The organism is Chromohalobacter israelensis DSM 3043 (genome assembly GCF_000055785.1).
Lineage (GTDB): Bacteria > Pseudomonadota > Gammaproteobacteria > Pseudomonadales > Halomonadaceae > Chromohalobacter > Chromohalobacter israelensis.
The window spans coordinates 2,307,651-2,330,420 of sequence record NC_007963.1 but is presented as its reverse complement, the minus strand read 5'-3'; the positions used below and the strand labels follow the sequence as shown (position 1 = coordinate 2,330,420).

The 22,770-nt window shown below is 63.5% G+C and carries 17 protein-coding genes and 4 tRNA genes; 12 read left to right on the top strand and 9 right to left on the bottom strand.

What is annotated here, in order from left to right:
* Positions 1-12: 12 nt before the first annotated feature.
* The 4 genes from CSAL_RS10485 to acnB form a co-directional block, all read right to left on the bottom strand.
* Positions 13-1,827 (bottom strand): glycerophosphodiester phosphodiesterase, encoded by a 1,815-nt coding sequence (locus CSAL_RS10485; RefSeq protein WP_011507358.1) that lies wholly within the window; start codon positions 1,825-1,827, stop codon positions 13-15.
* A 72-nt stretch (positions 1,828-1,899) separates the two neighbouring features.
* Positions 1,900-2,391, bottom strand: a complete 492-nt coding sequence (gene rraA / locus CSAL_RS10480) for a ribonuclease E activity regulator RraA (protein ID WP_011507357.1) — start codon at positions 2,389-2,391, stop codon at positions 1,900-1,902.
* A gap of 160 nt (positions 2,392-2,551) precedes the next feature.
* Complete coding sequence (locus CSAL_RS10475; RefSeq protein WP_011507356.1) at positions 2,552-3,154, bottom strand: outer membrane beta-barrel protein; 603 nt, start codon at positions 3,152-3,154, stop codon at positions 2,552-2,554.
* 299 nt (positions 3,155-3,453) lie between these two features.
* Entirely contained in the window at positions 3,454-6,057 is a 2,604-nt protein-coding gene (gene acnB, locus CSAL_RS10470) for a bifunctional aconitate hydratase 2/2-methylisocitrate dehydratase (protein WP_011507355.1), read from the bottom strand.
* Positions 6,058-6,340: 283 nt separating this feature from the next.
* Between acnB and CSAL_RS10465 the strand changes: the two genes are divergently transcribed.
* The 3 genes from CSAL_RS10465 to CSAL_RS10455 are packed head-to-tail and all read left to right on the top strand — an operon-like array spanning position 6,341 to position 11,358.
* Positions 6,341-6,787: a DUF1289 domain-containing protein gene (locus CSAL_RS10465; protein WP_148266827.1), complete on the top strand. Its 447-nt coding sequence runs from the start codon at positions 6,341-6,343 to the stop codon at positions 6,785-6,787.
* A 33-nt stretch (positions 6,788-6,820) separates the two neighbouring features.
* Positions 6,821-7,447: a MiaE family protein gene (locus CSAL_RS10460; RefSeq protein WP_011507353.1), complete on the top strand. Its 627-nt coding sequence runs from the start codon at positions 6,821-6,823 to the stop codon at positions 7,445-7,447.
* A gap of 41 nt (positions 7,448-7,488) precedes the next feature.
* Positions 7,489-11,358, top strand: coding sequence for an ATP-binding protein (locus CSAL_RS10455; protein ID WP_011507352.1), 3,870 nt, complete (start codon positions 7,489-7,491; stop codon positions 11,356-11,358).
* A gap of 41 nt (positions 11,359-11,399) precedes the next feature.
* Here CSAL_RS10455 and CSAL_RS10450 read toward each other — a convergent pair whose 3' ends face one another.
* Together CSAL_RS10450 and CSAL_RS10445 are read right to left on the bottom strand one after the other, a co-directional pair.
* Positions 11,400-12,140: a UDP-2,3-diacylglucosamine diphosphatase gene (locus CSAL_RS10450; protein ID WP_011507351.1), complete on the bottom strand. Its 741-nt coding sequence runs from the start codon at positions 12,138-12,140 to the stop codon at positions 11,400-11,402.
* An 80-nt stretch (positions 12,141-12,220) separates the two neighbouring features.
* On the bottom strand, positions 12,221-12,715 hold the full coding sequence (locus CSAL_RS10445) for a peptidylprolyl isomerase (protein WP_011507350.1): 495 nt from the start codon (positions 12,713-12,715) through the stop codon (positions 12,221-12,223).
* 167 nt (positions 12,716-12,882) lie between these two features.
* Between CSAL_RS10445 and CSAL_RS10440 the strand changes: the two genes are divergently transcribed.
* Both CSAL_RS10440 and cysS read left to right on the top strand, forming a co-directional pair.
* Positions 12,883-14,562 (top strand): glutamine--tRNA ligase/YqeY domain fusion protein, encoded by a 1,680-nt coding sequence (locus CSAL_RS10440; protein WP_043558378.1) that lies wholly within the window; start codon positions 12,883-12,885, stop codon positions 14,560-14,562.
* A gap of 12 nt (positions 14,563-14,574) precedes the next feature.
* Positions 14,575-15,960, top strand: coding sequence for a cysteine--tRNA ligase (cysS, locus tag CSAL_RS10435; RefSeq protein ID WP_011507348.1), 1,386 nt, complete (start codon positions 14,575-14,577; stop codon positions 15,958-15,960).
* A 166-nt stretch (positions 15,961-16,126) separates the two neighbouring features.
* Here the strand turns inward: cysS and mtnN are convergent, their stop codons facing one another.
* Genes mtnN through folD form a run of 3 tightly spaced genes read right to left on the bottom strand, consistent with a single transcriptional unit; the run spans position 16,127 to position 18,242 of the window.
* Positions 16,127-16,834, bottom strand: a complete 708-nt coding sequence (gene mtnN / locus CSAL_RS10430) for a 5'-methylthioadenosine/S-adenosylhomocysteine nucleosidase (RefSeq protein ID WP_011507347.1) — start codon at positions 16,832-16,834, stop codon at positions 16,127-16,129.
* 23 nt (positions 16,835-16,857) lie between these two features.
* Positions 16,858-17,325: an S-ribosylhomocysteine lyase gene (locus CSAL_RS10425; RefSeq protein ID WP_011507346.1), complete on the bottom strand. Its 468-nt coding sequence runs from the start codon at positions 17,323-17,325 to the stop codon at positions 16,858-16,860.
* Between the two features lie 53 nt (positions 17,326-17,378).
* Positions 17,379-18,242 (bottom strand): bifunctional methylenetetrahydrofolate dehydrogenase/methenyltetrahydrofolate cyclohydrolase FolD, encoded by an 864-nt coding sequence (gene folD / locus CSAL_RS10420; protein WP_011507345.1) that lies wholly within the window; start codon positions 18,240-18,242, stop codon positions 17,379-17,381.
* Between the two features lie 207 nt (positions 18,243-18,449).
* On the opposite strand from folD, the gene CSAL_RS10415 reads away from it, so the two are divergent.
* From CSAL_RS10415 to clpX, 7 genes are all read left to right on the top strand, one after another.
* Positions 18,450-18,526 (top strand) — tRNA-Pro (locus CSAL_RS10415).
* 59 nt (positions 18,527-18,585) lie between these two features.
* Positions 18,586-18,662: transfer RNA gene (locus CSAL_RS10410), tRNA-Arg, on the top strand.
* A 50-nt stretch (positions 18,663-18,712) separates the two neighbouring features.
* Positions 18,713-18,787 (top strand) — tRNA-His (locus CSAL_RS10405).
* Positions 18,788-18,820: 33 nt separating this feature from the next.
* A tRNA-His gene (locus tag CSAL_RS10400) sits at positions 18,821-18,895 on the top strand.
* A gap of 278 nt (positions 18,896-19,173) precedes the next feature.
* Complete coding sequence (tig, locus tag CSAL_RS10390) at positions 19,174-20,520, top strand: trigger factor (RefSeq protein ID WP_011507344.1); 1,347 nt, start codon at positions 19,174-19,176, stop codon at positions 20,518-20,520.
* A gap of 96 nt (positions 20,521-20,616) precedes the next feature.
* The gene (gene clpP, locus CSAL_RS10385; protein ID WP_011507343.1) at positions 20,617-21,237 is read left to right on the top strand and encodes an ATP-dependent Clp endopeptidase proteolytic subunit ClpP; all 621 of its coding nucleotides are present in this window, start codon (positions 20,617-20,619) and stop codon (positions 21,235-21,237) included.
* An 89-nt stretch (positions 21,238-21,326) separates the two neighbouring features.
* Positions 21,327-22,607 (top strand): ATP-dependent Clp protease ATP-binding subunit ClpX, encoded by a 1,281-nt coding sequence (gene clpX, locus CSAL_RS10380; RefSeq protein ID WP_011507342.1) that lies wholly within the window; start codon positions 21,327-21,329, stop codon positions 22,605-22,607.
* The last annotated feature ends 163 nt before the right edge of the window (positions 22,608-22,770 follow it).

The following is a 22,770-nucleotide window of genomic DNA, read 5'->3' as shown; positions in this document are numbered from 1 at the left end:
TCGGGCGATACTTCAGTGGTGCAGCCAGTTGCGCAGCTTGACCAGCAGCAGCTCGCCGTCGCTCAGCGTGGCGCGTTCGGTGAGCAGGTCGATCAATGTCGCGGGGCGGTCGGTGATGATGTTGTCGACGCCCATGTCGATGTAGCGTGACATCTCGCGCGGGTCGTTGACGGTCCATACATGCAGCTCACGGCCGCTGTTCTGAACCAGACGCACGACATCGGTATTGGCCTGGGTATGCCGCAGTCCGATGTTGTCGGCAGGCGTCGCGGCCAGCGCGCCGGGCAACAGGAATTGAACGAACAGCGTGGTGTCGATGTCGGGAGCGTATGCCTCGACATCGCGGATGATCGTCGGAGAAAGCGAGGCGACCACCGCGCTGTCGGCGATGCCATGATGCCGCAAGCGTTCGACGACGGCCTCGATGAGATCGGTTTCGTTGCCGGGGGCGGGCTTGAGCTCGACGTAAAGGCGTGCCTTGCCGTGCGCCAGCCCGATCACCTGGTCGAGGGTCGCCAGGCGCTCGTCGGCAAAGGCGTCGTCGAACCAGCTTCCGATGTCGATGTCGCGGGTTTCCGCCAGCGTGAGGTCGGTGATGTCCAGGTCCCGGCCGGTCAGGCGCTTCAGGTTGCGGTCGTGGGAGAGCACGACGTTGCCGTCGCGCAGTTGTCTGACATCGATCTCCAGGTAGTCGGCGCCTTCCTGAATGGCCCGGCGCATGGCGGCCAGGGTGTTCTCGGGGGCGGCGATCGAGCTGCCGCGATGGGCGGTGACGCGCACGTCGTCGCGCAGTTGAAAGTCACTCAGGACCCAGCCGGCTTGCACCAGCGCGAAGATCAGCAGCACGGCTTCCGCCGTCCAGGCCCACCAGCCCGAACGTGCCGGTGCGGGAAGGTCATCGAGCGCCAGTGTGCTGCCGCCGAGGCGGTGGTAGAGGTTGATCACCAGCAGGCTGTTGGCTGCGACCCCCAGGAAGGTCATGGCGATGATCAGCACGCTGTATACCGCCACATAGATCAGCATGACGGGAATCAGAAGCGACATACGATCCGGCAGGTGCTCGATCAACGGCATCGCGAGGGCATTGAAGAGCAGGCTGAAGGCGATGGGAAAGGCCGCCACACCGAACGCGAAGGCCAGTGCCAGGGCCGTGATGCGGGCATGACGGCCCCGGGTCAGTTCGCGGCTGCGCGCCAGGGATTGAACGGGAGTGAGCCGGTCCAGCACCAGCGCCGGAAGCGCCAGGAACCAGCGCGCATAGAGCCAGGCCTGCAACCACAGCGCGATGGCGCCCAGGCTGCCCCCGATCGATGCGAAGTACCAGAAGGCCGGCGGCTTCAGGCGCATGACCACGTACAACTCGGCTTCGCCCAGAAGAAGGTCATAGGCCGTGGCGATGAGCAGCGCGAAGGGGACGAGCAGTAGCAGATGCGCGCCGACCTGCAGAAAGGTGAGCCCGGCAATGCCCGGCAAGCGCTTGCCGGTTTGCCACAACGCATTCATCGATGCGTGATAGCGTCCCGAGCCGGAGAGGGCGAGCAAGCGCATCATGCCGGCCTGCTGCAGGAATATCAGCAGGAAACTCAGGCCCAGCGCCACCAGGCCCCACGCCAGGCCCAGCGGCGACAGCGCCATCTCGGCGATCTGAGCGTTGCTGAGCGCCGGCTGTTGGAAGGCATGCAGCAGGCCGGCCAGGGTCCAGGTCGTCAGCGGTACCAGAACTGCCGTGGCCAGGACGGTGAAGAACAGGTGGAAGACCAGCAGCGCCCGTCCCTGGGCGCGCAATTGCGAGGCAATGTCACCCAGCAGCGTGCGGGTGGCGAGCATGACGACTCCTTGGTTCGAGCTGCGGCGCCGTCAGCCTCGCATCGTCTTGCGCCGCTGGCAACTCGCTTGCTATCAACCGTCTAGCGTCAACTCCTCCGATGCAACCACGATGCCGTTGTTGTCGGCGTAGAGCCACTGCCCCGGCGCAATCGTGACGCCGGCGAAGGTGACCGTCACGTCACGCTGCCCTTCGCCGCGCTTTTCACTCCTGCGGGGATGGGTGCCGATGGCTTGCACCCCCAGGGCGGTGTCGTTGAGCACGTCGACGTCGCGCACGCAGCCATAGACGACAATGCCGGCCCAGCCATTGTCGGCGGCCTTGGCGGCGAGCATGTCGCCGAGCAGGGCGCAACGCAGCGAGCCGCCGCCGTCGACCACCAGCACGGCTCCATCGCCGGGTTCGCCGACGGCTTCCTTGACGCGCGAGTTGTCCTCGAAGCACTTGACCGTGCGGACCGGGCCGTAGAAGGCATCGGGGCCGCCGAGGTTCAAAAACAACGGTTCGAGAACCTTGACGTCCGGGTAGGCATCGCAGATATCGGGCGTGACGATCATGGAAGGCATGTTGTCTCCTTGCGGTTAGTCGTCGGGAAAGCGTAGATGCCATCATGCCACGCCAAGGGCGGCAGGCCAGTGCTGCCTTGGGGGAATGACCGCTAGTAAAAAGACAAACGCCGGGACGTTGCCCAGCGTTCGATCGCTGCGAGAAACCCTGGGGGGCTTCTTAGAACTGCCAGCCCACGGAGGCCGTGAACGAGTCGATCTGGTAGTCGCTGTCGAAGTCGTAGCGTTCGTACTCGGCACGGACCAGGAAGGGCTTGAAGTTGAACTGTGCGCCGGCGCCGTACACGGGGTCCACGCCATCGTTGTCTTCAAGGTCGGTGCTGGCGCCGCCGAGGTTGCCGTCGATGTCGGTTTCCCATTTTGCCATGCCCGCCTTGGCGAAGAGCTCGAACCACTGGGTGATGGGCAATTTACCGACCAGGCTGACACCGTAGGCCTCGGATTCGAGATCGGTATTGGCGGTGCCGTTGCCCTTGAGCTTGACGCGACCGAGATCCGAATAGAAGGCTTCGGTGGCGAAGTAGCGGTTGAAGTTATAGCCCACGAAACCCTTGAAGGTGTTGTCGTCATCGTCCACATCGAAATCCTCGCTGCCGGACTCGATGAAATCGTCGATGTCGTCGTCATCGTTCTCCAGCGAGCTGAAGCCGGTCCCGACACCGAAATACAGGCCTTCGGGGTTGGGCGCTGCCATGGCATTGGGGGTGAAGACGAACAATGTGGAAGTGGCCACGGAGGCCGCCAGCAGCGTCTTGATTGTCATGAAACTCTCCTTGAATTCTGGAACATTGCACCAGGCCCTCGCATGCCGTCCCGAAAGGGCGGCGGAAGACTGCCGAATGTCGTGGCGTCCTGCCGTCTCGCATCATGCCGAGCGGCATGGGGAAGCGAACGAGCGTTTCATATCTAAGCGTCTCGCGCGTTGGCTCGCAAGTCGAACAGTGTTAAAAAACGTACTCGGGCGTTGCCGGATGGCGACAGGCTCAAAAAAACGCCCCGCATCGGCGGGGCGTTTCGGTGACCTGCACTCTTTCTCAACAGGCGAGCATTGGAGACGAGTGGTCAGGCTTCCTCGGCGACCGGAATCACGTTCGAGGCCGCGTTCTGGAACTCTTCGATTTCATGGAAGTTCATGTAACGATAGATCTCGCCGGCCATGGCGTCGAATTCGCTCATGTAACGGCGATATTCGTCGACGCTCGGCAGGCGTCCTTCCACCGCGGCCACGGCGGCAAGCTCGGCGGAGGCCAGGAAGACATCGGCGCCATCGCCCAGACGGTTGGGGAAGTTGCGCGTGGAGGTGGACACCACGGTGCTCTTGGCGGCGACGCGGGCCTGGTTACCCATGCACAGCGAGCAGCCGGGCATTTCCATGCGCGCACCGGCACGGCCGTAGATGCCGTAGTAGCCTTCCTCGGTGAGCTGGTGCTGGTCCATCTTGGTCGGCGGCGCCAGCCACAGCTTGGTCTTCAGGCTGCCCGCGGGCTGCTTCTCGAGCAGCTTGCCGGCGGCACGGAAGTGGCCGATGTTGGTCATGCACGAGCCGATGAACACCTCGTCGATGCTCTGGCCGGCCACCTCGGAGAGCAGGCGGGCGTCGTCCGGGTCGTTCGGGGCGCACAGCACCGGCTCGCTGAGCTGGTCGAGATCGATCTCGATGACCTCGGCGTACTCGGCGTCCTTGTCGGCGCGCATCAGGCTCGGGTTCTCGAGCCATTCTTCCATGCCCTTGATGCGGCGCTCGATGGTGCGCGCGTCGCCGTAGCCGTTGGCGATCATCCACTTGAGCAAGGTGATGTTGGACTTCAGGTACTCGCTGACACTGTCCTCGGAGAGGGTGATGGTGCAGCCGGCGGCGCTGCGCTCGGCGGAGGCGTCGGAGAGTTCGAAGGCCTGCTCGACGGTGAGGTCCTCGAGGCCCTCGATCTCCAGCACGCGGCCGGAGAAGGCGTTCTTCTTGCCGGACTTCTCGACGGTCAGCAGGCCCTGCTGGATGGCGTAGTAGGGGATGGCGTGGACCAGGTCACGCAGGGTGACGCCGGGCTGACGCTTGCCCTTGAAGCGCACCAGCACCGATTCCGGCATGTCCAGCGGCATCACGCCGGTGGCGGCGGCGAAGGCCACCAGGCCGGAGCCCGCCGGGAAGGAGATGCCCATCGGGAAACGGGTGTGGGAGTCGCCGCCGGTACCCACGGTGTCGGGCAGCAGCATGCGGTTGAGCCAGCTGTGGATGATGCCGTCGCCCGGACGCAGCGAGACGCCGCCGCGATTCATGATGAAGTCGGGCAGGGTGTGGTGGGTCTCCACGTCGACCGGCTTGGGATAGGCGCTGGTGTGGCAGAAGGACTGCATCACCAGGTCGGCCTGGAAGCCCAGGCAGGCCAGGTCCTTGAGCTCGTCGCGGGTCATCGGACCGGTGGTGTCCTGGGAACCCACGGTGGTCATCTTCGGCTCGCAGTACATGCCGGGACGCACGCCGTCCATGCCGCAGGCCTTGCCGACCATCTTCTGGGCCAGGGTGAAGCCGCGACCGGTATCGGCCGGCTGCTCCGGCAGGCGGAAGACGTCGGATGGGGCCAGGCCCAGGGACTCGCGGGCCTTGGCGGTCAGGCCGCGGCCGATGATCAGCGGGATGCGGCCGCCGGCACGGGCTTCGTCGAGCAGCAGCTGGGTCTTGAGCTCGAAGGTGGTCAGCACCTCGTCGGTGCCGTGCTTGCAGACCTTGCCTTCATACGGGTAGACGTCGATGACGTCGCCCATCTCGAGCTTCTCGACGTCCATCTCGATGGGCAGGGCGCCGGAGTCTTCCATGGTATTGAAGAAGATCGGGGCGATCTTGCCGCCGAAGCAGAAGCCGCCGGCGCGCTTGTTCGGCACATTGGGGATGTCGTCGCCGAAGAACCACAGCACGGAGTTGGTGGCGGACTTGCGCGAGGAGCCGGTGCCGACCACGTCGCCGACGTAGACGACCGGGTGGCCCTTGGCTTTCACTTCCTCGATCTGCTTGAGCGGACCGGTGACGCCCGGTTCGACCGGCTCGATGCCGTCGCGCGGGTTCTTGAGCATGGCATTGGCATGCAGCGGGATGTCCGGGCGCGACCAGGCATCCGGGGCCGGGGAGAGGTCATCGGTGTTGGTCTCGCCGGGCACCTTGAACACGGTCAGGGTGATCTTGTCGGCCAGCTTGGGCTTTGCGAGGAACCACTCGGCCTCGGCCCAGGACGCGATGACCTCCTTGGCCACGGCGTTACCGGCCTTGGCACGCTCTTCCACGTCATGGAAGGCATCGAACATCAGCAGGGTGTGCTTGAGCTGCTCGCCGACTTCGCGGGCCAGGTCGTCGTCATCCAGCAGCTCGACCAGCGAGACGATGTTGTAACCGCCCTGCATGGTGCCCAGCAGCTTGACGGCGTGGACGCGGTCGATCAGCGGGGACTCGGCCTCGCCCTTGGCGATGGCGGTCAGGAAGCCGGCCTTGACGTAGGCGGCCTCGTCGACGCCCGGCGGCACGCGGTTGGTCAGCAGGTCGAGAATGGCCTCTTCCTCGCCGGCGGGCGGATTCTTGAGCAGCTTGACCAGGGCAGCCGTCTGCTCGGCGTTCAGCGGCTTTGGCGGAACGCCCGCCTGGGCGCGCTCCTCGACATGTTGGCGATAGGCTTCAAGCACGTTGGGGACCCTCATCAGTCATCGAAACCAGGGCGGCGGCGAGTCATGGGCAGGCGCTCGGCCGTCACCGCCTCCCCACCGACCTGGTGCAGGTTTCACCGGTCTCAATAAGCAGCGGGATTCTACTCGAAACTGTCGACAATGTTAAGCAAGCCCCTGATGACGGGGCTGAGACGATGGTCAAAGGCTGTGTCGGCATGCGGGACGGTCGCCGAGGCGCCGCGGTCGCGCTACCATGGGCGCTCGGTAAACGGGAGGGATGATGGCCAGCAATCGGAGCGGGATGCAACGCATTCAGTCGCCCTGCGTGGGATTGTGCTCGACGACCGTCGGCGATCGCGTATGTCGCGGCTGCCAGCGCACCGATGAGGAGATCCGCGACTGGTTCGCGCTGGATGCCGATTCGCGGACACAGCGCATGCTGGCGCTGGACACGCTGCGTGCTCGTGTGGCATCGCGGTTTTTGCATGTCGACGATCCGGCGTGCCTGGAAGCGCAGCTGGTTCGTCACCGAATCCGCTTTCGGGCCGATCAGCCCGCGCTGTCACGCGCCGTGGAGCTGCTGCGTGTCGGTCGTACCCGGATGCAGGACCTGAGCCGTTATGGGCTTAGGCGTCATGCCAGCGTCGCTCATCTCGCGCCCGATGCCTTGTATGCGGCGCTGAACGAGGCGCTGATGCAGGAGGCGAGCCTGCGTCTGACGACGGCGCCCACCGATCCTCCCGTTTGACTCTCACGACCGTCCATCTGATAGAAGAACGCCATGTCCACTGATGCAAACGCCTTGCTGCCCCGGGAACTGCAGAGTTTCCTGTCCTGTGAGACACCGGATGCCTGGATCGATGAGGCCCTGGCGCATCCCACGCTGCTGCTCATCGACCACGCACAGTGCGAGAAGAAGGCCGCGTCCACGGCGATGAACCTGATGTACCGCTATGTCGGGCATACCGACCTGCTGACCAAGATGTCGCAACTGGCCCGCGAGGAGTTGCTGCATTTCGAGCAGGTAGTGACGCTGATGCGCGACCGCGGCATCACCTATCGGCAACTCAGCGCCTCGCGCTACGCCGAGGGCCTGCGTCGCCACGTGCGCCGCGACGACCCCGAGCGACTGGTCGACATCCTCATCGTGGGGGCTTTCATCGAGGCGCGCTCCTGCGAGCGCTTCGCACGGCTGATTCCTTTTCTGGACGACGAGCTTGCCAAGTTCTATCGCGCTCTGGTTAAGTCGGAAGGGCGCCATTACGAGGATTATCTGGCGCTGGCGACGCAATACGCCACCCAGGATATCGGTCCCCGCATCGCCTTCTTCGCCGAACGCGAGCGCGAGTTGATCGAGGCACCGGATGCCTGTTTTCGCTTCCATAGCGGCGTTCCGGCAGCGGCCTGAGGGGCTCGCCGGGACACCGGCCTAACCAGGGTATGACGACGATGACTCAGGACAGCCTGGCACCGCCCCGGTTGACGCTCTTCGGGCACTTCTCGATGACGCTGGGCGGAACGACGCTGACCCAGTTCAGCTACGACAAGGTCAAGGCGCTGTGGGTCTACCTGCTCCTCAATGGGCAGGCCGTCAATCGTGCCGGGCTGGCGGAAATGCTGTGGCCCGACCAGGGACTCTCTTCGGGGCGTACCAACCTGCGCCACGCCCTGCATTGCCTGCGCCAGAGCCTGGGCGACGAAGCCGACCGAGCGCTGAGCGTGTCCCGGCAAAGCATCGAGCTGCATTGCGGGGACCACTGGCAGCTCGATGTCCGGCGCCTGGAAGCGTTGCTTCAGGGCCCCGTCGACATCGCCATCGTCGACGAGTTGCTGTCGTTGTACCGTGGCGACCTGGTGGAAGAATTGCACTTGCCGCAATGCGGCGAGTTCCAGCGCTGGCTGCTCAAGACGCGCAGCGAATGGCGGCAACGAGTGATCGCCTATATCGAACAGGCGCTGGGAACCGCCGATGTGGTGTCCGATCAGGTGCTCCGCCAGCTGGTGAGCCGCTTCTCGGGGTACGGGCCGTTTCACGAGCGGCGCGTGCGACAGCTGGCCGAACAGGGGCAAAGTGCCGCTGCACACGAAGAATTCAACGCCTACCTCGAGTTGTTGGCGTTGTCGGGGCAGCAGCCGGAGCCCGAGTTCCTGCAACTGGCGCGTTACTGGTCCGATGGCGCTTCGCCGGTGACTCCCGAATCTCCCCAGGGGGCTTTCTCGCGGGCCGTGGCGTTGGAAAGCGCGCCGATTCGTGAAGAGGAAATCGACTACCGGCAGCTCTCGGTCATGGCGATCCGCCTGCAGTTGCATGGCGATTGGCAGGAGCGTGCCCAGGGGCATGCCTGCCTGCTGCTGCAAGTGGAGCTGATGCGCTGGCTGGAGCGTCAATGCCATCTGCTGGGGGGCTTCTGGCTGCCGGGCGCCACGGGCGGATTGGGGCTGGCCTGTTTCGGCACCCACGGGCCGGCGCATCAACTGGCCGAGCTGGTCGCGCTTTACGAGCATTGTCGTCGTCAGCTGCCCGACGAGGTCGAGCGGCACTGGACGGGTGGCGGGGCTGCACCGCGCTTCGAACTGGCGGCGGGCCTCAATAGTGGCCGTGGGCTGTATTTACCCGAACGTCGCCTGGCGGACCCCCTGGGGCAGGTGACCCAGCCGGCACTCGAGCTGATGAGCGCGGCGCAGGGCAGTGAGCTGGTGATATCGCAAGAGGCGAGCCAGCACATGCCGCCGGCACTGGACTTGCAGCCACGTCTCTCCACGCGCCTGCTGGCGGCGGATGGCCGCGTGCACCTGCGGGCCCTGGTTCTGGGTATCGACGAAGGGGGGCGTGATGCAACGCCCCCCAGCTTGATCGGCCGTGAAACGGCGCTGCGTCAGTTGCGCGACTCATTGGCGCGGGTGGTGATCGGGCTGCGCCAGAGCGTGCTGGTGCAGGGGGCCCTGGGCATGGGCAAGTCGGCCTTGCTGGTGAGCTTTCGACAGTGGGAGCAGAGCCAGGAAGTGGCGATGTGCTGGCAGCCGATGACGCGCCTGTCGACCCAGACGCCCTATGGCGTGGTGCGTGCCCTGCTGCGCTGGCACCTGGACCGCGAACTCGATGCAGCCACGCTGGAGGCGTGGCTGGCCGATGAGCCCGGCCTGGACGACGCCCGGCGTGCGACGCTGTTCCAGGCGTTGAGCGACAGTGGCCAGGAGGAAGTGGGCGACAGCCTCGATGCGGTGACGCAGCTGCTGCATGAATTGATCGAGCGCCTCACCGCGCAACGTCCGCTTGCCTTGATCATCGATGACCTGCAGTGGCTCGACGAACCCTCGCTCAAGGTGCTGCTGGCGTTGCAGGCGCGGTTGCCCATCAATGTGCCTTTCATGCTGGTGGCCAGCCACCAGGGACCCGATGCGCTGCCCGTGCGGCTCAACTGGGATCAGCATGTCGTGCTGGGACGGCTGGATAGCGGGCAGTCGTCGCGACTCTTGATGCAGCTGGCCAGGCATTATCGCTTGCACATCACGCCCCGGCTGCGCAGCCAGCTCATCGAGCGCTGCGACGGCGTGCCCCTGTATCTGCAGGAGATCTGCCGGCGCCTCGACATGGACCGGCGCGAGGGGCGACGTGTCCAGGTGGATGAGCTTCCCCGTGGCCTGCTGGGATTGTTGACAAGCCGTATCGAGCAGCTCGACGCCGATCGCGACGTGGCGCACGTCGCCGCGGTGGTCGGTCGTCAGTTTCGGGTGACCTTCCTGCGCGAATGTACCGGCCTGGGAGACACGCGACTCAGGCAGGTGCTCGCCCACATGCAGCGCCTGGAGATCATCGAGCCATGTCACGGCGACAGTGCGTTCGATTATCAGTTCGTCCATCAGCTGCTTCAGGAGGCGGCGTATCTGTCCTGCCCGAGGGACGTTCGGGAGCGCCTGCATCATCAGGTCGTGACGCTCATCGAAGAGCGTTTCCCGGCGTTGATAGGACGCCACCCGGGATACTTCGCCTCGCACCTGCGCCGTAGCGGCGATCATGCCCGGGCGGCGCGCTATTTCGAACTGGCGGCGCGGGCCGCTCTCAAGCTCAGTGCCAATCGCACGGCACTCGACATGGCCGATGCGGGGCTGGCGTGCCTGCAGCACTTGACGGCTCAGGAAGAGCGCCATATCAGTCTGTTGACGGTGCGCGGGCAAGCCGCCTTTGCGCTGGAAGGACATGGATCGCCCACCGCCCATGAAAGCTTCGTGCGTGCCAAGGATCTGCTGGGTGCCCTGGAGGCGCGGCGCGCCGGGGACGACGATCCCGACGACGAACTGTCGTTCCTGGTGACCTGGGGGCTCTGGGTCGGATGCAGCCAGCGTCATGCGCATGCCGATGCCTTTGCCCTGACGGCACGCCTGTCGGAGCTGGCCGAGTGCCTGAGCGATCCGCGCTACAAGCGACTGGCGGATTATGCGCGTGCCAACTGCGAGTACTGGGCGGGGCGCATTCGCCATGCGTTCGAGCATCTCGAGGAAATCGATCCGCTGCATCAGCCGATGGTGCTCGACTGGCTTCCTTTCTCCGACCATCCCCAGGTGGCGGCGGCGTGCTATCACGCCTGGACGATATGCCTGCGTGGCGATTACCGGCGTGCCGAGCAACAGATCGAGGCAGCGATCCGCCTGGCGGAGTCGATCAAGCATCCCGGTTCCCTGGCGATGTCACTGGTGTTCGCGGCGGCGCTGTATCGCCAGCTCGGTCACGTCCACCTGGCCGGGGCCCGTGCCGAGCGGGCGTTCGAGCTGACCTCGACGCCGGATCTGCAGCTCTGGCATTGCGCGGCGCAAAGCGTGCTCGGCTGGTACAAGGCGATGAACGGCGATCCCGAGGGGCTGACGCTGATCGAGAACAGCATGGAGCAGGTTACCGAGGCCACGGGGCAGGACCGTTATCAGCGTGCGCTGCTGTGGTATGGCGACGCCTGTCTGGCATTGCATGACGACGCGCGTGCGGAAGAGTATCTGGACCAATGCCTGATCGTGGCGCGTGAGCGCAATTCGCTCTACCTGCCCGAGTTGACGCTGCAGATGGTGCGGGCGCGTCATGCCCTCGGGCATGCGCCGGACGATGTGCGTCGTCTGGCGGCCGAGGCTTATCGCGTGGCCTGCGAGCAGGAAAATCGCCACCACCAGCTCTACGCATGCGAAGTATGGCTGACGTTGATCGATGCGCATGACGATGACGTGCGTCGGCGTTTTCGTCGCTTGCTGGGGCAGGTGGCGTTGAGTGATGCGCCGATGCTGGTGCGCTGGCGTACGCAACTCGACCGTGTGCTCGGCGAGCCCCAGCATTGAGACCGTGAAGAGGGCGCCAGTCGTGTCGGCGCCGGGTTTGATCAGGCGCGGGCCTGGAATGCGAATTCACGCAGCCGTGGGGGGGCGTCGTCCTCGACGCGTACCTCCCAGCCGCGTCCGGGGCGCCAGTCACCCAGCACGATACGCTGGGCGGGCTGGCCGTCGAGCGTGAATTCGTGTACCGCCGGTCGGTGGGTGTGGCCGTGGATCAGGGTGCTCACGCCATGCTCGCGCATGATCGCTTCGACTTCCGCCGGCGTGACGTCCATGATCGCATCCGCCTTTTGCGTATTGGCATCCGAGGATTGCATGCGCAGGCTCTTGGCCAGCTCCAGGCGTTGCTCGATGGGCAAGGCAAGAATCTGGGCCTGCCACTCGGGGTCCCGTGCCATGGCGCGAAACTTCATGTATTCCTCGTCGCCGGTGCAGAGACTGTCGCCGTGCATCAGCAGCACCGTCTGACGGCCGAGCGTCGCGAGACAGGGATCGTCGAGCAGGGTGGCGCCGGCGGCGGCGGCGAAGTCCTCGCCGACCAGGAAGTCGCGATTGCCGTGCATGAAATAGAGCTGGGTGCCGGCATCGCTGAGACGCCTCAGTGCCTCGATGACCTGGCGTTCCAGGTCACCGAGATAATCGTCGCCGATCCAGGCCTCGAAGATATCGCCAAGCAGGTAGAGCGTGTCGGCGTGACGTGCGTCGCGTTCCAGGTAATCCAGGAAACCGCGCGTGATGTCCGGTTGGCCCGTATGGAGGTGCAAGTCGGAAATCAGCAGGGTGGTCATCGTGCTGGCGTCCTCGTGAACGTGGCGAGAAGGAAGCGGAAGGGCGATGCCGTGCCCGCGGGCACGGCGACGCGTAACGATCAGTCTTCGACGTAGGCGCGCTGGAGAATGACGTCTTCGGCGGGTACGTCGGCATGCATGCCGCGGCGCGTGGTGGGGACGTTCTTGATCTTCTCGACGACGTCCATGCCCTCGACGACTTCGCCGAAGACACAGTAACCCCAGCCTTGCATGGACTTGTCGCGGTGGTTGAGGAAGTCGTTGTCGGCGACGTTGATGAAGAACTGTGCGCTCGCGGAGTGCGGGTCCTGGGTGCGCGCCATGGCGACGCTGCCCTTGACGTTCTTCAGGCCGTTGTCGGCCTCGTTGTCGATCGGCGCGCGCGTGGGCTTCTGCTCGAACTGGGTGTCGAAGCCGCCGCCCTGCACCATGAAGCCGTCGATGACACGATGGAACAGGGTGTCGTCGTAATGACCGTCGCGCACGTACTGCTCGAAATTGGCAGCGGTCTTCGGGGCGTTGTCATGGTCGAGGCGCAGGCGAATGCTGCCGTAATTGGTTTGCAGAACGATCATGGGCGTATCCTGGCAAGAGAACTGAGCGTGACTTGGCGTCGCGCGCTGGCGTCGCGCTATAATAGCGGCTTTGCACCCGCGGGCGAAACCGTGTCGAGGCGCCAGCCGATGCTTCGATGCGCCCTCCGGTCACTCCGCGAACGAACAGAGGTTCTTTGAGACAGCCCATGAGCGTAGACAGCCACTCCGCCCCGAACTTCATCCGCAATCAGGTTCGCGAGGAAATCGAGGCCGGTCGCCAGGATACCATCGTCACTCGGTTTCCTCCGGAACCCAACGGTTTCCTGCATATCGGTCATGCCAAGTCGATCTGTCTGAATTTCGGGCTTGCCGAGCAGTTTGGCGGTCAATGCCATCTGCGTTTCGACGACACCAACCCCGCCAAGGAAGAACAAGCGTACATCGATGCCATCAAGGCCGATATCGCCTGGCTCGGGTTCGAGTGGAACGGGGCGGTACGTTACGCCTCGGATTATTTCGACCAGCTCTACGCCTGGGCGCAGCACCTGGTGCGTGAAGGCAAGGCCTATGTCGATGATCTGTCGCCGGACGAGATTCGCGAGTATCGCGGCACCCTGACCGAACCCGGCACGCCGAGTCCCTATCGCGACCGGTCGCCCGAGGAGAACCTCGACCTGCTGGAACGCATGCGTCAAGGCGAGTTCGCCGAAGGCGAGAAGGTCCTGCGTGCCAAGATCGACATGGCGGCCTCCAACATCAACATGCGCGATCCGATCCTCTATCGCGTGCGCCACGCGCGTCATCATCAGACGGGCGACAAGTGGAAGATCTATCCGTCCTACGACTTCACCCACGGGCAGTCGGATGCGATCGAGGGCGTCACGCATTCCTTGTGCACGCTGGAGTTCGAGGACCATCGACCGCTCTATGAATGGTTCCTCGACAATCTGCCGGTACCGAGCAAGCCCCGTCAGATCGAGTTCGCGCGTCTCAATCTGGCACACACGGTCACGTCCAAGCGCAAGCTCAAGCTGCTGGTCGACCAGGGGCTCGTCGATGGCTGGGACGACCCGCGCATGCCGACGATTTCGGGGATGCGTCGCCGGGGCTACACGCCGGCGTCGTTGCGCAAGTTCTGCGAGATGATCGGCGTGACGCGCGCCGACGGCGGCATGGTGGATATCGCCATGCTGTATCACGCGATCCGCTCCGATCTCGAGGATAACGCGCCGCGCGCGATGTGCGTGCTCAAGCCGCTCAAGGTGGTGCTGACGAACCTGCCCGAAGATCATCGCGAGACCTTCGAAGTGGCCGGGCATCCGGCGCGTGACGACATGGGCGTGCGTCAGCTGCCGCTGACGCGCGAGATCTGGATCGACCAGGACGACTTCATGGAGGAGCCGCCCAAGAAGTTCTTCCGCCTGGCGCCCGGCAAGGAAGTGCGTCTGCGCAATGCCTACGTGATCCGTTGCGACGAGGTCATCAAGGACGCCCAGGGCGAGGTGCAGGAGCTGCATTGCAGCGTCGATCTCGACACGCTGGGCAAGAACCCTGAGGGGCGCAAGGTGAAGGGGGTCATTCACTGGGTGAGCGCTGCGGATGCCGTGCCGGTGGAGGTGCGCCTCTACGACAACCTGTTTCAGGTCGAGGCGCCGGATCGCGACCGTGACGGCGATTTTCTCGAGCACCTCAACCCCGAATCGCTGCGTATCGTCGAAGGCTACGCCGAGCCGAGCCTGGCCGAGGTCGAGCCCGAAAGCCGCTACCAGTTCGAACGCGTGGGTTACTTCTGTGCCGACCGTCACGCCTGTCAGGATGGCAAGCGTGTATTCAATCGTACGGTCGGGCTCAAGGATGGTTGGGCCAAGGCACAGAAGAAAGGCTGAGAGGGGATTGCCGTGCAGATCTACAACACGCTGACGCGACGCAAGGAAACGTTCACGCCGCTCGACGCGGGGCGGGTGCGCATGTACGTGTGCGGTATCACCGTCTACGACTACTGCCACATCGGGCATGCCCGCGTCATGGTGGCGTTCGACATGATCACGCGCTACCTGCGCTGGCGTGGTTTCGAGGTCGACTATGTGCGCAATATCACCGACATCGACGACAAGATCCTTAAGCGTGCCGAGGAAAACGACGAGCCGATCGCGGCGTTGACCGAGCGCATGATCGCGGCCATGCATGAGGACGAGGGCCGCCTCGGCGTGCTGCGCCCTGACCGCGAGCCGCGTGCCACGGCGCATGTCGATGACATCGTCGCCATGGTCCAGCGTCTGATCGACAAGGGGTACGCGTATCCGGCCGCCAACGGCGACGTGTACTACCGGGTGCGCCGCTTCGAGGGCTACGGCAAGCTGAGCAATCGCGACCTCGATGACATGCGTGCCGGGTCGCGTGTCGAGGTCGAGACCGCCAAGGAAGACCCCCTGGATTTCGTGCTGTGGAAGGCGGCCAAGCCGGGCGAGGCAAGCTGGCCGTCACCCTGGGGCGATGGGCGGCCGGGATGGCATATCGAGTGCTCGGCGATGTCGACCTGCTGCCTGGGCGATACCTTCGACATTCATGGCGGGGGGCCGGATCTGGTGTTCCCGCACCATGAGAACGAGATCGCGCAGAGCGAGGCGGCAACGGGTCGGCCTTACGTCAACACCTGGATGCATGCCGGAGCGGTGCGGGTCGATCAGGAGAAGATGTCCAAGTCACTGGGCAATTTCTTCACGATCCGGGAAGTGCTGGAAGCGCATGCGCCGGAAGTCGTGCGCTACCTGCTCCTGGCAAGCCATTATCGCAGCCCGATCAATTATGCGCCGGATGCCTTGAGCGACGCGCGTCGTTCGCTGGAGCGCTTCTACAACGCGCTCCAGGGAGTCGCTCCGGTGGCCGGCGAGGTGGCGGCGGGGTATCGCGAACGTTTCATCGCCGCGATGGATGATGACTTCAATACCGCCGAGGCGCTGGCGGTGCTGTTCGATCTGGCGCGCGAGTTGAATCGCGCCAAGCAGGAGGCGCCCGCGCATGCGCCGGCTCTGGCGCATGAGCTCAAGGAGCTGGGCGGTGTGCTGGGCTTGTTCGGCCAGGACCCCGAAGGTTTCTTGCAGGCGGGCGCGGGCCGGCTGCCGATGAGCGAGGAAGACATTGAGGCGCGCATCGAGGCGCGGGCACAGGCCAAGAAAGCCAAGGATTTCGCCACCGCCGATGGCATTCGCGACGAGCTCGCGGCGCTCGGGATCGTGTTGAAGGATGGTCGCGACGGTACGACCTGGGTCGTCGAGGGCGACTGACCGCCACCGGGCAGTGCCTTTGTCCCCACGCAAAAAAGCCGCGATCACGGATCGCGGCTTTTTTGCATCTCAAGGCTGTTGGCGGTATGGGGTTCTTGGCAAAGACCCTTTTCTCCCCTTTCTTTGCCTTGTCGCTGTCACCCGTCATCGCGGGGAAGGTGCATTCTTAGCTCGCAGTGCCCAGCCGCTTGACCATGGCTTCGACCATCATCGCCGAGTGCGTTGCGGCTTTCTCGATGAAGGCCTGGAAGGAGAGGTCCGACTCCTTGCCGGCGATATCGGACAGCGCACGAATGACCACGAAGGGGCAGCCGTACAGATGGCACGTCTGGGCGATGGCAGCCGCTTCCATTTCCGCGGCCAGCATGCTCGGAAAGCGTTCGCGGGCCTGGTCGACCGCGGCCTTGTCGGCCATGAAGATGTCACCGGTGCAGATGAGGCCTTCCGCGACGCGCAGCTCGCCGAGTCCCTCGATGCATTCGCGGGCGACGTTCACCAGATGAGGGTCGGGTGCGTAAGCGGCCGGCATCTGCGGGACCTGGCCGTATTCGTAGCCGAACACCACCGCGTCGACATCGTGATGACGCACCTCGCTGGAAATGACCACATCGCCGACGTCGAGGTCGACGCCGAAGCCGCCTGCCGAGCCGGTGTTGATCACCGCATCCGGCTGATAGGCTTCGAGCAGTTGCGTGGTGCCGACGGCGGCATTCACCTTGCCGATTCCCGACTGCAGAATGACGACCTCGACGCCATGCAGGTGGCCCGAATGGAATGTCGAGCCGGCATGCTGGCGGGTCTGGCGGTTTTCCAGATGCGAGGCGAGGCGTTCGACTTCCTCGGCCATGGCACCGATGATGGCAATCTTGCGCATTTGGAGTGTGACCCCTCTATCGATCAGGCGAACACCTGGTTCCATTCATTGCGCTTGGCCAGCAGGTCGCGTGCCAGGGCTTGAGCGCCTTCGAGACTGTGGCTGGCGGCCCAGCCGCACTGCATTTCGTTGCAGGCCGGCACTTCCTTGGCGACGAGCACGTCGTTGAGGGTCTTGTCGATGAGGTCGAGCACGTCGTCGTAATCGTCGTGGTTGATCAGCGTGACGTAGAAGCCGGTCTGGCAGCCCATGGGGCTGATGTCGAGCATCTTGTCGGTGTGGTTGCGCGACAATTCGGCCATCAGGTGTTCCAGGGAATGCAGGGCGGGCATTTCCATGTGGGCCTTGTTCGGCTGGCAGATACGCAGATCGTACTTGTGAATCGCATCGCCGTGATCGCCGGTCTTGATCCCGGCCAGGCGTACATAGGGCGCCTTGACCTTGGTATGGTCGAGGTTGAAGCTCTCGACGTTCATTTCTTTGTCGCTCATCTCTCCACTCCTTTCTCGAACTGGATGTAGCCGTTCATTGTAACGCCTGTACGCTAGGCGTGCATGCCGTCGTGCAGTTCGGCGGCGAACAGCGTGTTTTCCAGCAGGGAAGCCACCGTCATGGGTCCCACGCCCCCCGGTACGGGCGTGATGTAGCTGGCGCGCGCCGCGGCGGGGGCGAACTCCACGTCACCGGCGAGCTTGCCGTCGTCCTGACGGTTGATCCCCACATCGATGACCACGGCGCCTTCCTTGACCCATTCGCCCTTGACCAGTCCCGGCCGCCCGACGGCGACGACGAGAAGATCGGCGCGCCGTACGTGTGATTCGAGGTCACGGGTGAAACGGTGGCAGACCGTGGTCGTGCTGCCGGCCAGCATCAGCTCCAGGGCCATGGGGCGGCCGACGATATTGGAGGCGCCCACGATGACCGCGTCCAGGCCGCGCGCATGAATGCCGCTTTCCTGCAATAGCGTCATGATGCCCTTGGGGGTGCAAGGGCGCAGGACCGGCAGTCGCTGAGCGAGTCGGCCGAGGTTGTAAGGATGGAAGCCATCGACGTCCTTGTCGGGGCGAATCCGCTCGAGAATCGGGCGGGCGTCGAGATGGTCGGGCAGTGGCAACTGGACCAGAATGCCGTCGATGCTGCAGTCGGCATTCAGCGAGTCGATCAACGCCTCGAGGTCGGCCTGCGTGGTGTCGGCCGGCAGCTTGTGCTGCACCGAGTGCACCCCGGCCTTGTCGCAGGCGCGATGCTTGTTGCGAACGTACACCTCGGAGGCGGGGTCTTCACCGACGAGGACGACCGCGAGCCCCGGTGCGCGCTTGCCTTCCTGGCGGCGTGCCTGGACCTGGCGAGATACCTGTTCGCGGACATTAGCGGCAATCGCCTTGCCGTCGATCAACTGAGCGGTCATCGACTCGTTCCTTTGGCTTGCTAGGCCCGGTGTCGGGCGGCGTTAAAAGAGGCGCAATTTTCGCACGCTGGGAGGCGCAGTCAATGTATCCTTGCCGCGCCCCTGGCGAAGAGGGAGGCGTAAGGGCTTGACCTGGCAAGGAAGATGCGTACAATACGTTGCGCATCGACGGGCTCGATTGGCCTTGCCCAAACGGTCTCGGGGCGACGGGGTATAGCGCAGTCTGGTAGCGCGCCTGCTTTGGGAGCAGGATGTCGGGGGTTCAAATCCCTCTACCCCGACCAGCATCCGGATCCTTTAGAGGATCGGTTCTCGGTTGAGCCTGTGCCGGCGTGACATCAAGGCGCTCATAGCTCAACCGGATAGAGCAACGGCCTTCTAAGCCGTAGGTTGCAGGTTCGAGTCCTGCTGGGCGCGCCATGTCGCGTGCTTGTCGATGAAGGGCATTGCCCGTTGCGTGTCGAGTCATGGTGGATGTAGCTCAGTGGTAGAGCCCCGGATTGTGGCTCCGGTGGTCGTGGGTTCGATCCCCATCATCCACCCCAAGCTCGAATGTCACGCAGTCTATCGTCGTCGTGGTGGATGTAGCTCAGTGGTAGAGCCCCGGATTGTGGCTCCGGTGGTCGTGGGTTCGATCCCCATCATCCACCCCAGCGATGACAACCTTCCTTTCGTGCTTCATTCGTTTCTCCTTCGTCTCGTTGCTGTCGATTGCGGTCGATACGCGTGCGTTGCATCCGTGTGGCCAGGAACTGCTCGTCGATATCGCCATTGCGACGTTTGACGTGCTTTTTTCATCCCGTTTCCCTTGTAAGATGGGCCTTGTAGCCCCATAAACCACGCAATGGCGCTTGCCAGCGCGAATGGGGATTCATAGAATCCTCGTCTTATACGTATTTTCAGAACGCCCCCTGTCGGTAGAGGATCATTCATGCAAGTTTCCGTTGAGTCGACTTCCCAGATCGAACGTCGCGTCACCGTCCAAGTGCCGGCTGCCGAGGTCGATCAAGCCGTGGCTACCCGTCTGCAGGAAACCGCCAAGAACGTGCGGCTGAACGGCTTTCGGCGTGGCAAGATTCCGCTGACGGTCGTTCGCCAGCGTTTCGGCCGAGAAGTCCGCAACGAGGTGGTGGGCGAAATGATGCGCCAGCACTATGTGCAGGCGATTACCCAGGAGAGCCTCAACCCGGCGGGATCGCCGCAGGTCGAGCCGACCGTCGATGAAGACGGCAAGGACCTGGAGTTCGTCGCGACGCTCGAGGTCTACCCCGAATTCGAGCTCAACTCGATCGAAAACACCGAGATCGAGCGTCCCCAGGCAGAGGTGACCGAGGCCGACGTCGATCAGATGATCGAAACGCTGCGCACCCAGCATGCCGAATGGGAAGCGGTCGATCGTGCGGCGGCCAATGGCGACCAGGTGACCATCGACTTCGAAGGTTACCTGGGCGACGAACCCTTCGAAGGCGGTGCCGCCGAAGGTCACGAGCTCGAGCTGGGCTCCAACAGCTTCATTCCCGGTTTCGAAGAGCAGCTGGTGGGTGCCAAGGCCGGCGACGAGCTCGAGATCAAGGTGACGTTCCCCGAGGACTATCAGGCGGCGCATCTGGCGGGCCAGGAAGCCACCTTCAAGGTGAAGGTGCACAAGGTCGCCGGCAAGCAGCTGCCGGAAGTCGACGATGAATTCATCAAGCGTTTCGGTGTCGAAGAGGGTGGTGTTGCCGCGTTCCGCGCCGACGTGCAGAAGAACATGGAGCACGAGCTTTCCCAGGCCGTGACCAATCGCGTCAAGCAGCAGGCTCTGGAAGCGTTGCAGCAGGCCAACGACATTCCGGTCCCGCAGTCGCTGATCCAGCAGGAGACCCAGGGACTCAAGCGTCAGGCCGCGCAGCAGTTCGGCCTCGGCGAGGACTTCGACGTCTCCCAGCTGCCGGACGAACTGTTCGCCGATCAGGCGAAGAAGCGCGTGCAGGTCGGGCTGTTGCTGGCCGAAGTCGTCAAGGTCAATGAACTCGACGCAAGCGACGACGAGATCAAGGCGCGTGTCGAGGAGCTGGCGCAGCAGTACCAGCAGCCCGAACAAGTGATCGAGTATTACCTCAAGAACGACGAAATGAAGAACCAGATCAAGTCCTCGGTTCTTGAAGACAAGGCAGTTGACAAGCTGCTGGAGCAGGCTCAGGTTAAGGATGTCGAGATGTCCTACGAGCAAGCCCTGCAGGCGGCACAGCAGCAGGAAGGTGCGGAAGAAGAGGCGCAGGAAGAGACCAGCGCCTGAGCCCCTTCGCGCATGCCGTCGCAAGTGCCTGGACCCGGCTACGGCCGGGTCTCTAGTCACTGAAGCAATCAGTCATCGGATTAAGGAAGCCACGCAATGGGCAATGAGTTCGATATCAGCAACGCCGGCGGTCTAGTCCCCATGGTGGTGGAGCAGAATGCGCGTGGTGAGCGGGCCTATGATATTTATTCCCGCCTGCTGAAAGAGCGTGTCATCTTTCTGATTGGCCCGGTGGAAGACTACATGGCCAATCTGGTGGTGGCGCAGATGCTGTTTCTCGAATCCGAGAACCCGGACAAGGACATCCACCTGTACATCAATTCACCGGGAGGTTCGGTGACGGCGGGGATGTCCATCTACGACACCATGCAGTTCATCAAGCCGGACGTGTCGACCGTATGTGTCGGACAGGCCGCCAGCATGGGGGCATTGCTGCTCGCCGGTGGTGCCGCAGGCAAGCGTTACTGCCTGCCACACTCGCGGATGATGATCCACCAGCCGCTGGGCGGTTACCAGGGCCAGGCCGCGGATATCGAGATCCATACCAAAGAGATTCTCAACATCCGTCAGCAGCTCAACGAGATCCTCGCCAAGCACACCGGTCAGGATGCGGAAACGGTGGCTCGGGACACGGATCGCGACAATTTCATGAATGGCACGCAGGCGGTGGAGTACGGCCTCATCGATGCCATGCTGGATAAGCGCCCCGTATCCTGATAGCGTCTGATGACACTTGATGACTCATAGCGAGACATGCATTTATTACCGGCAGCCCGTCAGGGATGCCGCTATGACGAGGTACGCGAATGGCTGACGGCAAAGGCAAAGACGAGAGCGGCAAGTTGCTGTACTGCTCGTTCTGCGGCAAGAATCAGAACGAAGTGCGCAAGCTGATCGCGGGTCCTTCCGTCTACATCTGCGACGAATGTGTCGATCTATGCAACGACATCATTCGCGAAGAAGTGCTGGAAGCCGATGCCGAGGGCGATGAAGAACGCCTGCCGGCACCGCGCGAGATCCGCAATACGCTGGACGACTACGTGATCGGTCAGGATCGCGCCAAGCGTGTGTTGTCCGTGGCGGTCTACAATCACTACAAGCGTCTTCGTGCCGACGTGAAGTCGGAAGACGTCGAGCTGGGCAAGTCGAACATCCTGCTGATCGGTCCGACCGGCAGCGGCAAGACATTGCTGGCCGAGACCATGGCCCGGCTGCTCAATGTGCCGTTCACGATCGCCGATGCGACGACCCTGACCGAAGCCGGCTACGTTGGCGAGGATGTCGAGAACATCATCCAGAAGCTGTTGCAGAAATGCGATTACGATGTCGACAAGGCGCAGCGCGGCATCGTCTATATCGATGAGATCGACAAGATTTCGCGCAAGTCCGACAATCCTTCGATCACTCGTGACGTATCCGGCGAAGGCGTGCAGCAGGCCCTGCTCAAGCTGATCGAGGGCACCACGGCCTCGATACCGCCCCAGGGCGGCCGCAAGCATCCCCAGCAGGAATTCCTGCAGGTCGATACCAGCAACATGCTGTTCATCGTGGGGGGCGCGTTCGCCGGTCTGGAGAAGGTGATCCGCGATCGTGTCGAGAAGGGTGGCATCGGCTTCAATGCTGAGGTGAAGAGCAAGGACTCCGAGAAGGCGATGGGGGATATCCTCGCTGGCGTCGAGCCCGAGGATCTGGTCAAGTTCGGCTTGATTCCCGAGTTCGTGGGGCGTGTCCCGGTCATTGCCACGCTGACCGAGCTCAGCGAAGAAGCCTTGATCCAGATTCTCACCGAGCCCAAGAACTCGTTGATCAAGCAGTACGTCCATCTGTTCGCGATGGAAGGCGTCGAGCTGGAGTTCCGCGAGGATGCCCTGCGCGCCGTGGCGCACAAGGCCATGGCGCGCAACACCGGTGCGCGCGGGCTGCGCTCGATTCTGGAGTCCGTGCTGCTCGATACCATGTACGAGGTGCCCTCGCTGGAGGACGTCACCAAGGTGGTGATCGATGCCTCGGTCATTACCGGCGACAGCGAGCCGCTTCTGATCTACTCCCAGCAGGAAGAGAGCAAGGTGGCCGGCAAGGACGGTTGATGCCCGGTCGAGCCATCCTGGGGGCCTGAGGGCCCCCTTTTCGTATTGAACCTACCGCCGCGCCATGAAACCGACGGGCTGCACGGTTGCATCGCATGGGATGCGCCCCCATTTCCCAGGCATTAGTGCCGTCTCGCGGCCCATCCACCGATTTTGTTGAGGA

What these genes read in the sequence shown, in the direction of transcription:
- mtnN (WP_011507347.1), bottom strand. Translation starts at nt 16,834, where the DNA reads ATGCGCAAGATTGCCATCATCGGTGCCATGGCCGAGGAAGTCGAACGC.
- folD (WP_011507345.1), bottom strand. Translation starts at nt 18,242, where the DNA reads ATGACCGCTCAGTTGATCGACGGCAAGGCGATTGCCGCTAATGTCCGC.
- clpP (WP_011507343.1), top strand. Translation starts at nt 20,617, where the DNA reads ATGGGCAATGAGTTCGATATCAGCAACGCCGGCGGTCTAGTCCCCATG.
- tig (WP_011507344.1), top strand. Translation starts at nt 19,174, where the DNA reads ATGCAAGTTTCCGTTGAGTCGACTTCCCAGATCGAACGTCGCGTCACC.
- CSAL_RS10475 (WP_011507356.1), bottom strand. Translation starts at nt 3,154, where the DNA reads ATGACAATCAAGACGCTGCTGGCGGCCTCCGTGGCCACTTCCACATTG.
- CSAL_RS10460 (WP_011507353.1), top strand. Translation starts at nt 6,821, where the DNA reads ATGTCCACTGATGCAAACGCCTTGCTGCCCCGGGAACTGCAGAGTTTC.
- CSAL_RS10425 (WP_011507346.1), bottom strand. Translation starts at nt 17,325, where the DNA reads ATGAGCGACAAAGAAATGAACGTCGAGAGCTTCAACCTCGACCATACC.
- CSAL_RS10440 (WP_043558378.1), top strand. Translation starts at nt 12,883, where the DNA reads ATGAGCGTAGACAGCCACTCCGCCCCGAACTTCATCCGCAATCAGGTT.
- CSAL_RS10450 (WP_011507351.1), bottom strand. Translation starts at nt 12,140, where the DNA reads ATGACCACCCTGCTGATTTCCGACTTGCACCTCCATACGGGCCAACCG.
- CSAL_RS10485 (WP_011507358.1), bottom strand. Translation starts at nt 1,827, where the DNA reads ATGCTCGCCACCCGCACGCTGCTGGGTGACATTGCCTCGCAATTGCGC.
- clpX (WP_011507342.1), top strand. Translation starts at nt 21,327, where the DNA reads ATGGCTGACGGCAAAGGCAAAGACGAGAGCGGCAAGTTGCTGTACTGC.
- CSAL_RS10465 (WP_148266827.1), top strand. Translation starts at nt 6,341, where the DNA reads ATGCAACGCATTCAGTCGCCCTGCGTGGGATTGTGCTCGACGACCGTC.
- CSAL_RS10455 (WP_011507352.1), top strand. Translation starts at nt 7,489, where the DNA reads ATGACTCAGGACAGCCTGGCACCGCCCCGGTTGACGCTCTTCGGGCAC.
- rraA (WP_011507357.1), bottom strand. Translation starts at nt 2,391, where the DNA reads ATGCCTTCCATGATCGTCACGCCCGATATCTGCGATGCCTACCCGGAC.
- CSAL_RS10445 (WP_011507350.1), bottom strand. Translation starts at nt 12,715, where the DNA reads ATGATCGTTCTGCAAACCAATTACGGCAGCATTCGCCTGCGCCTCGAC.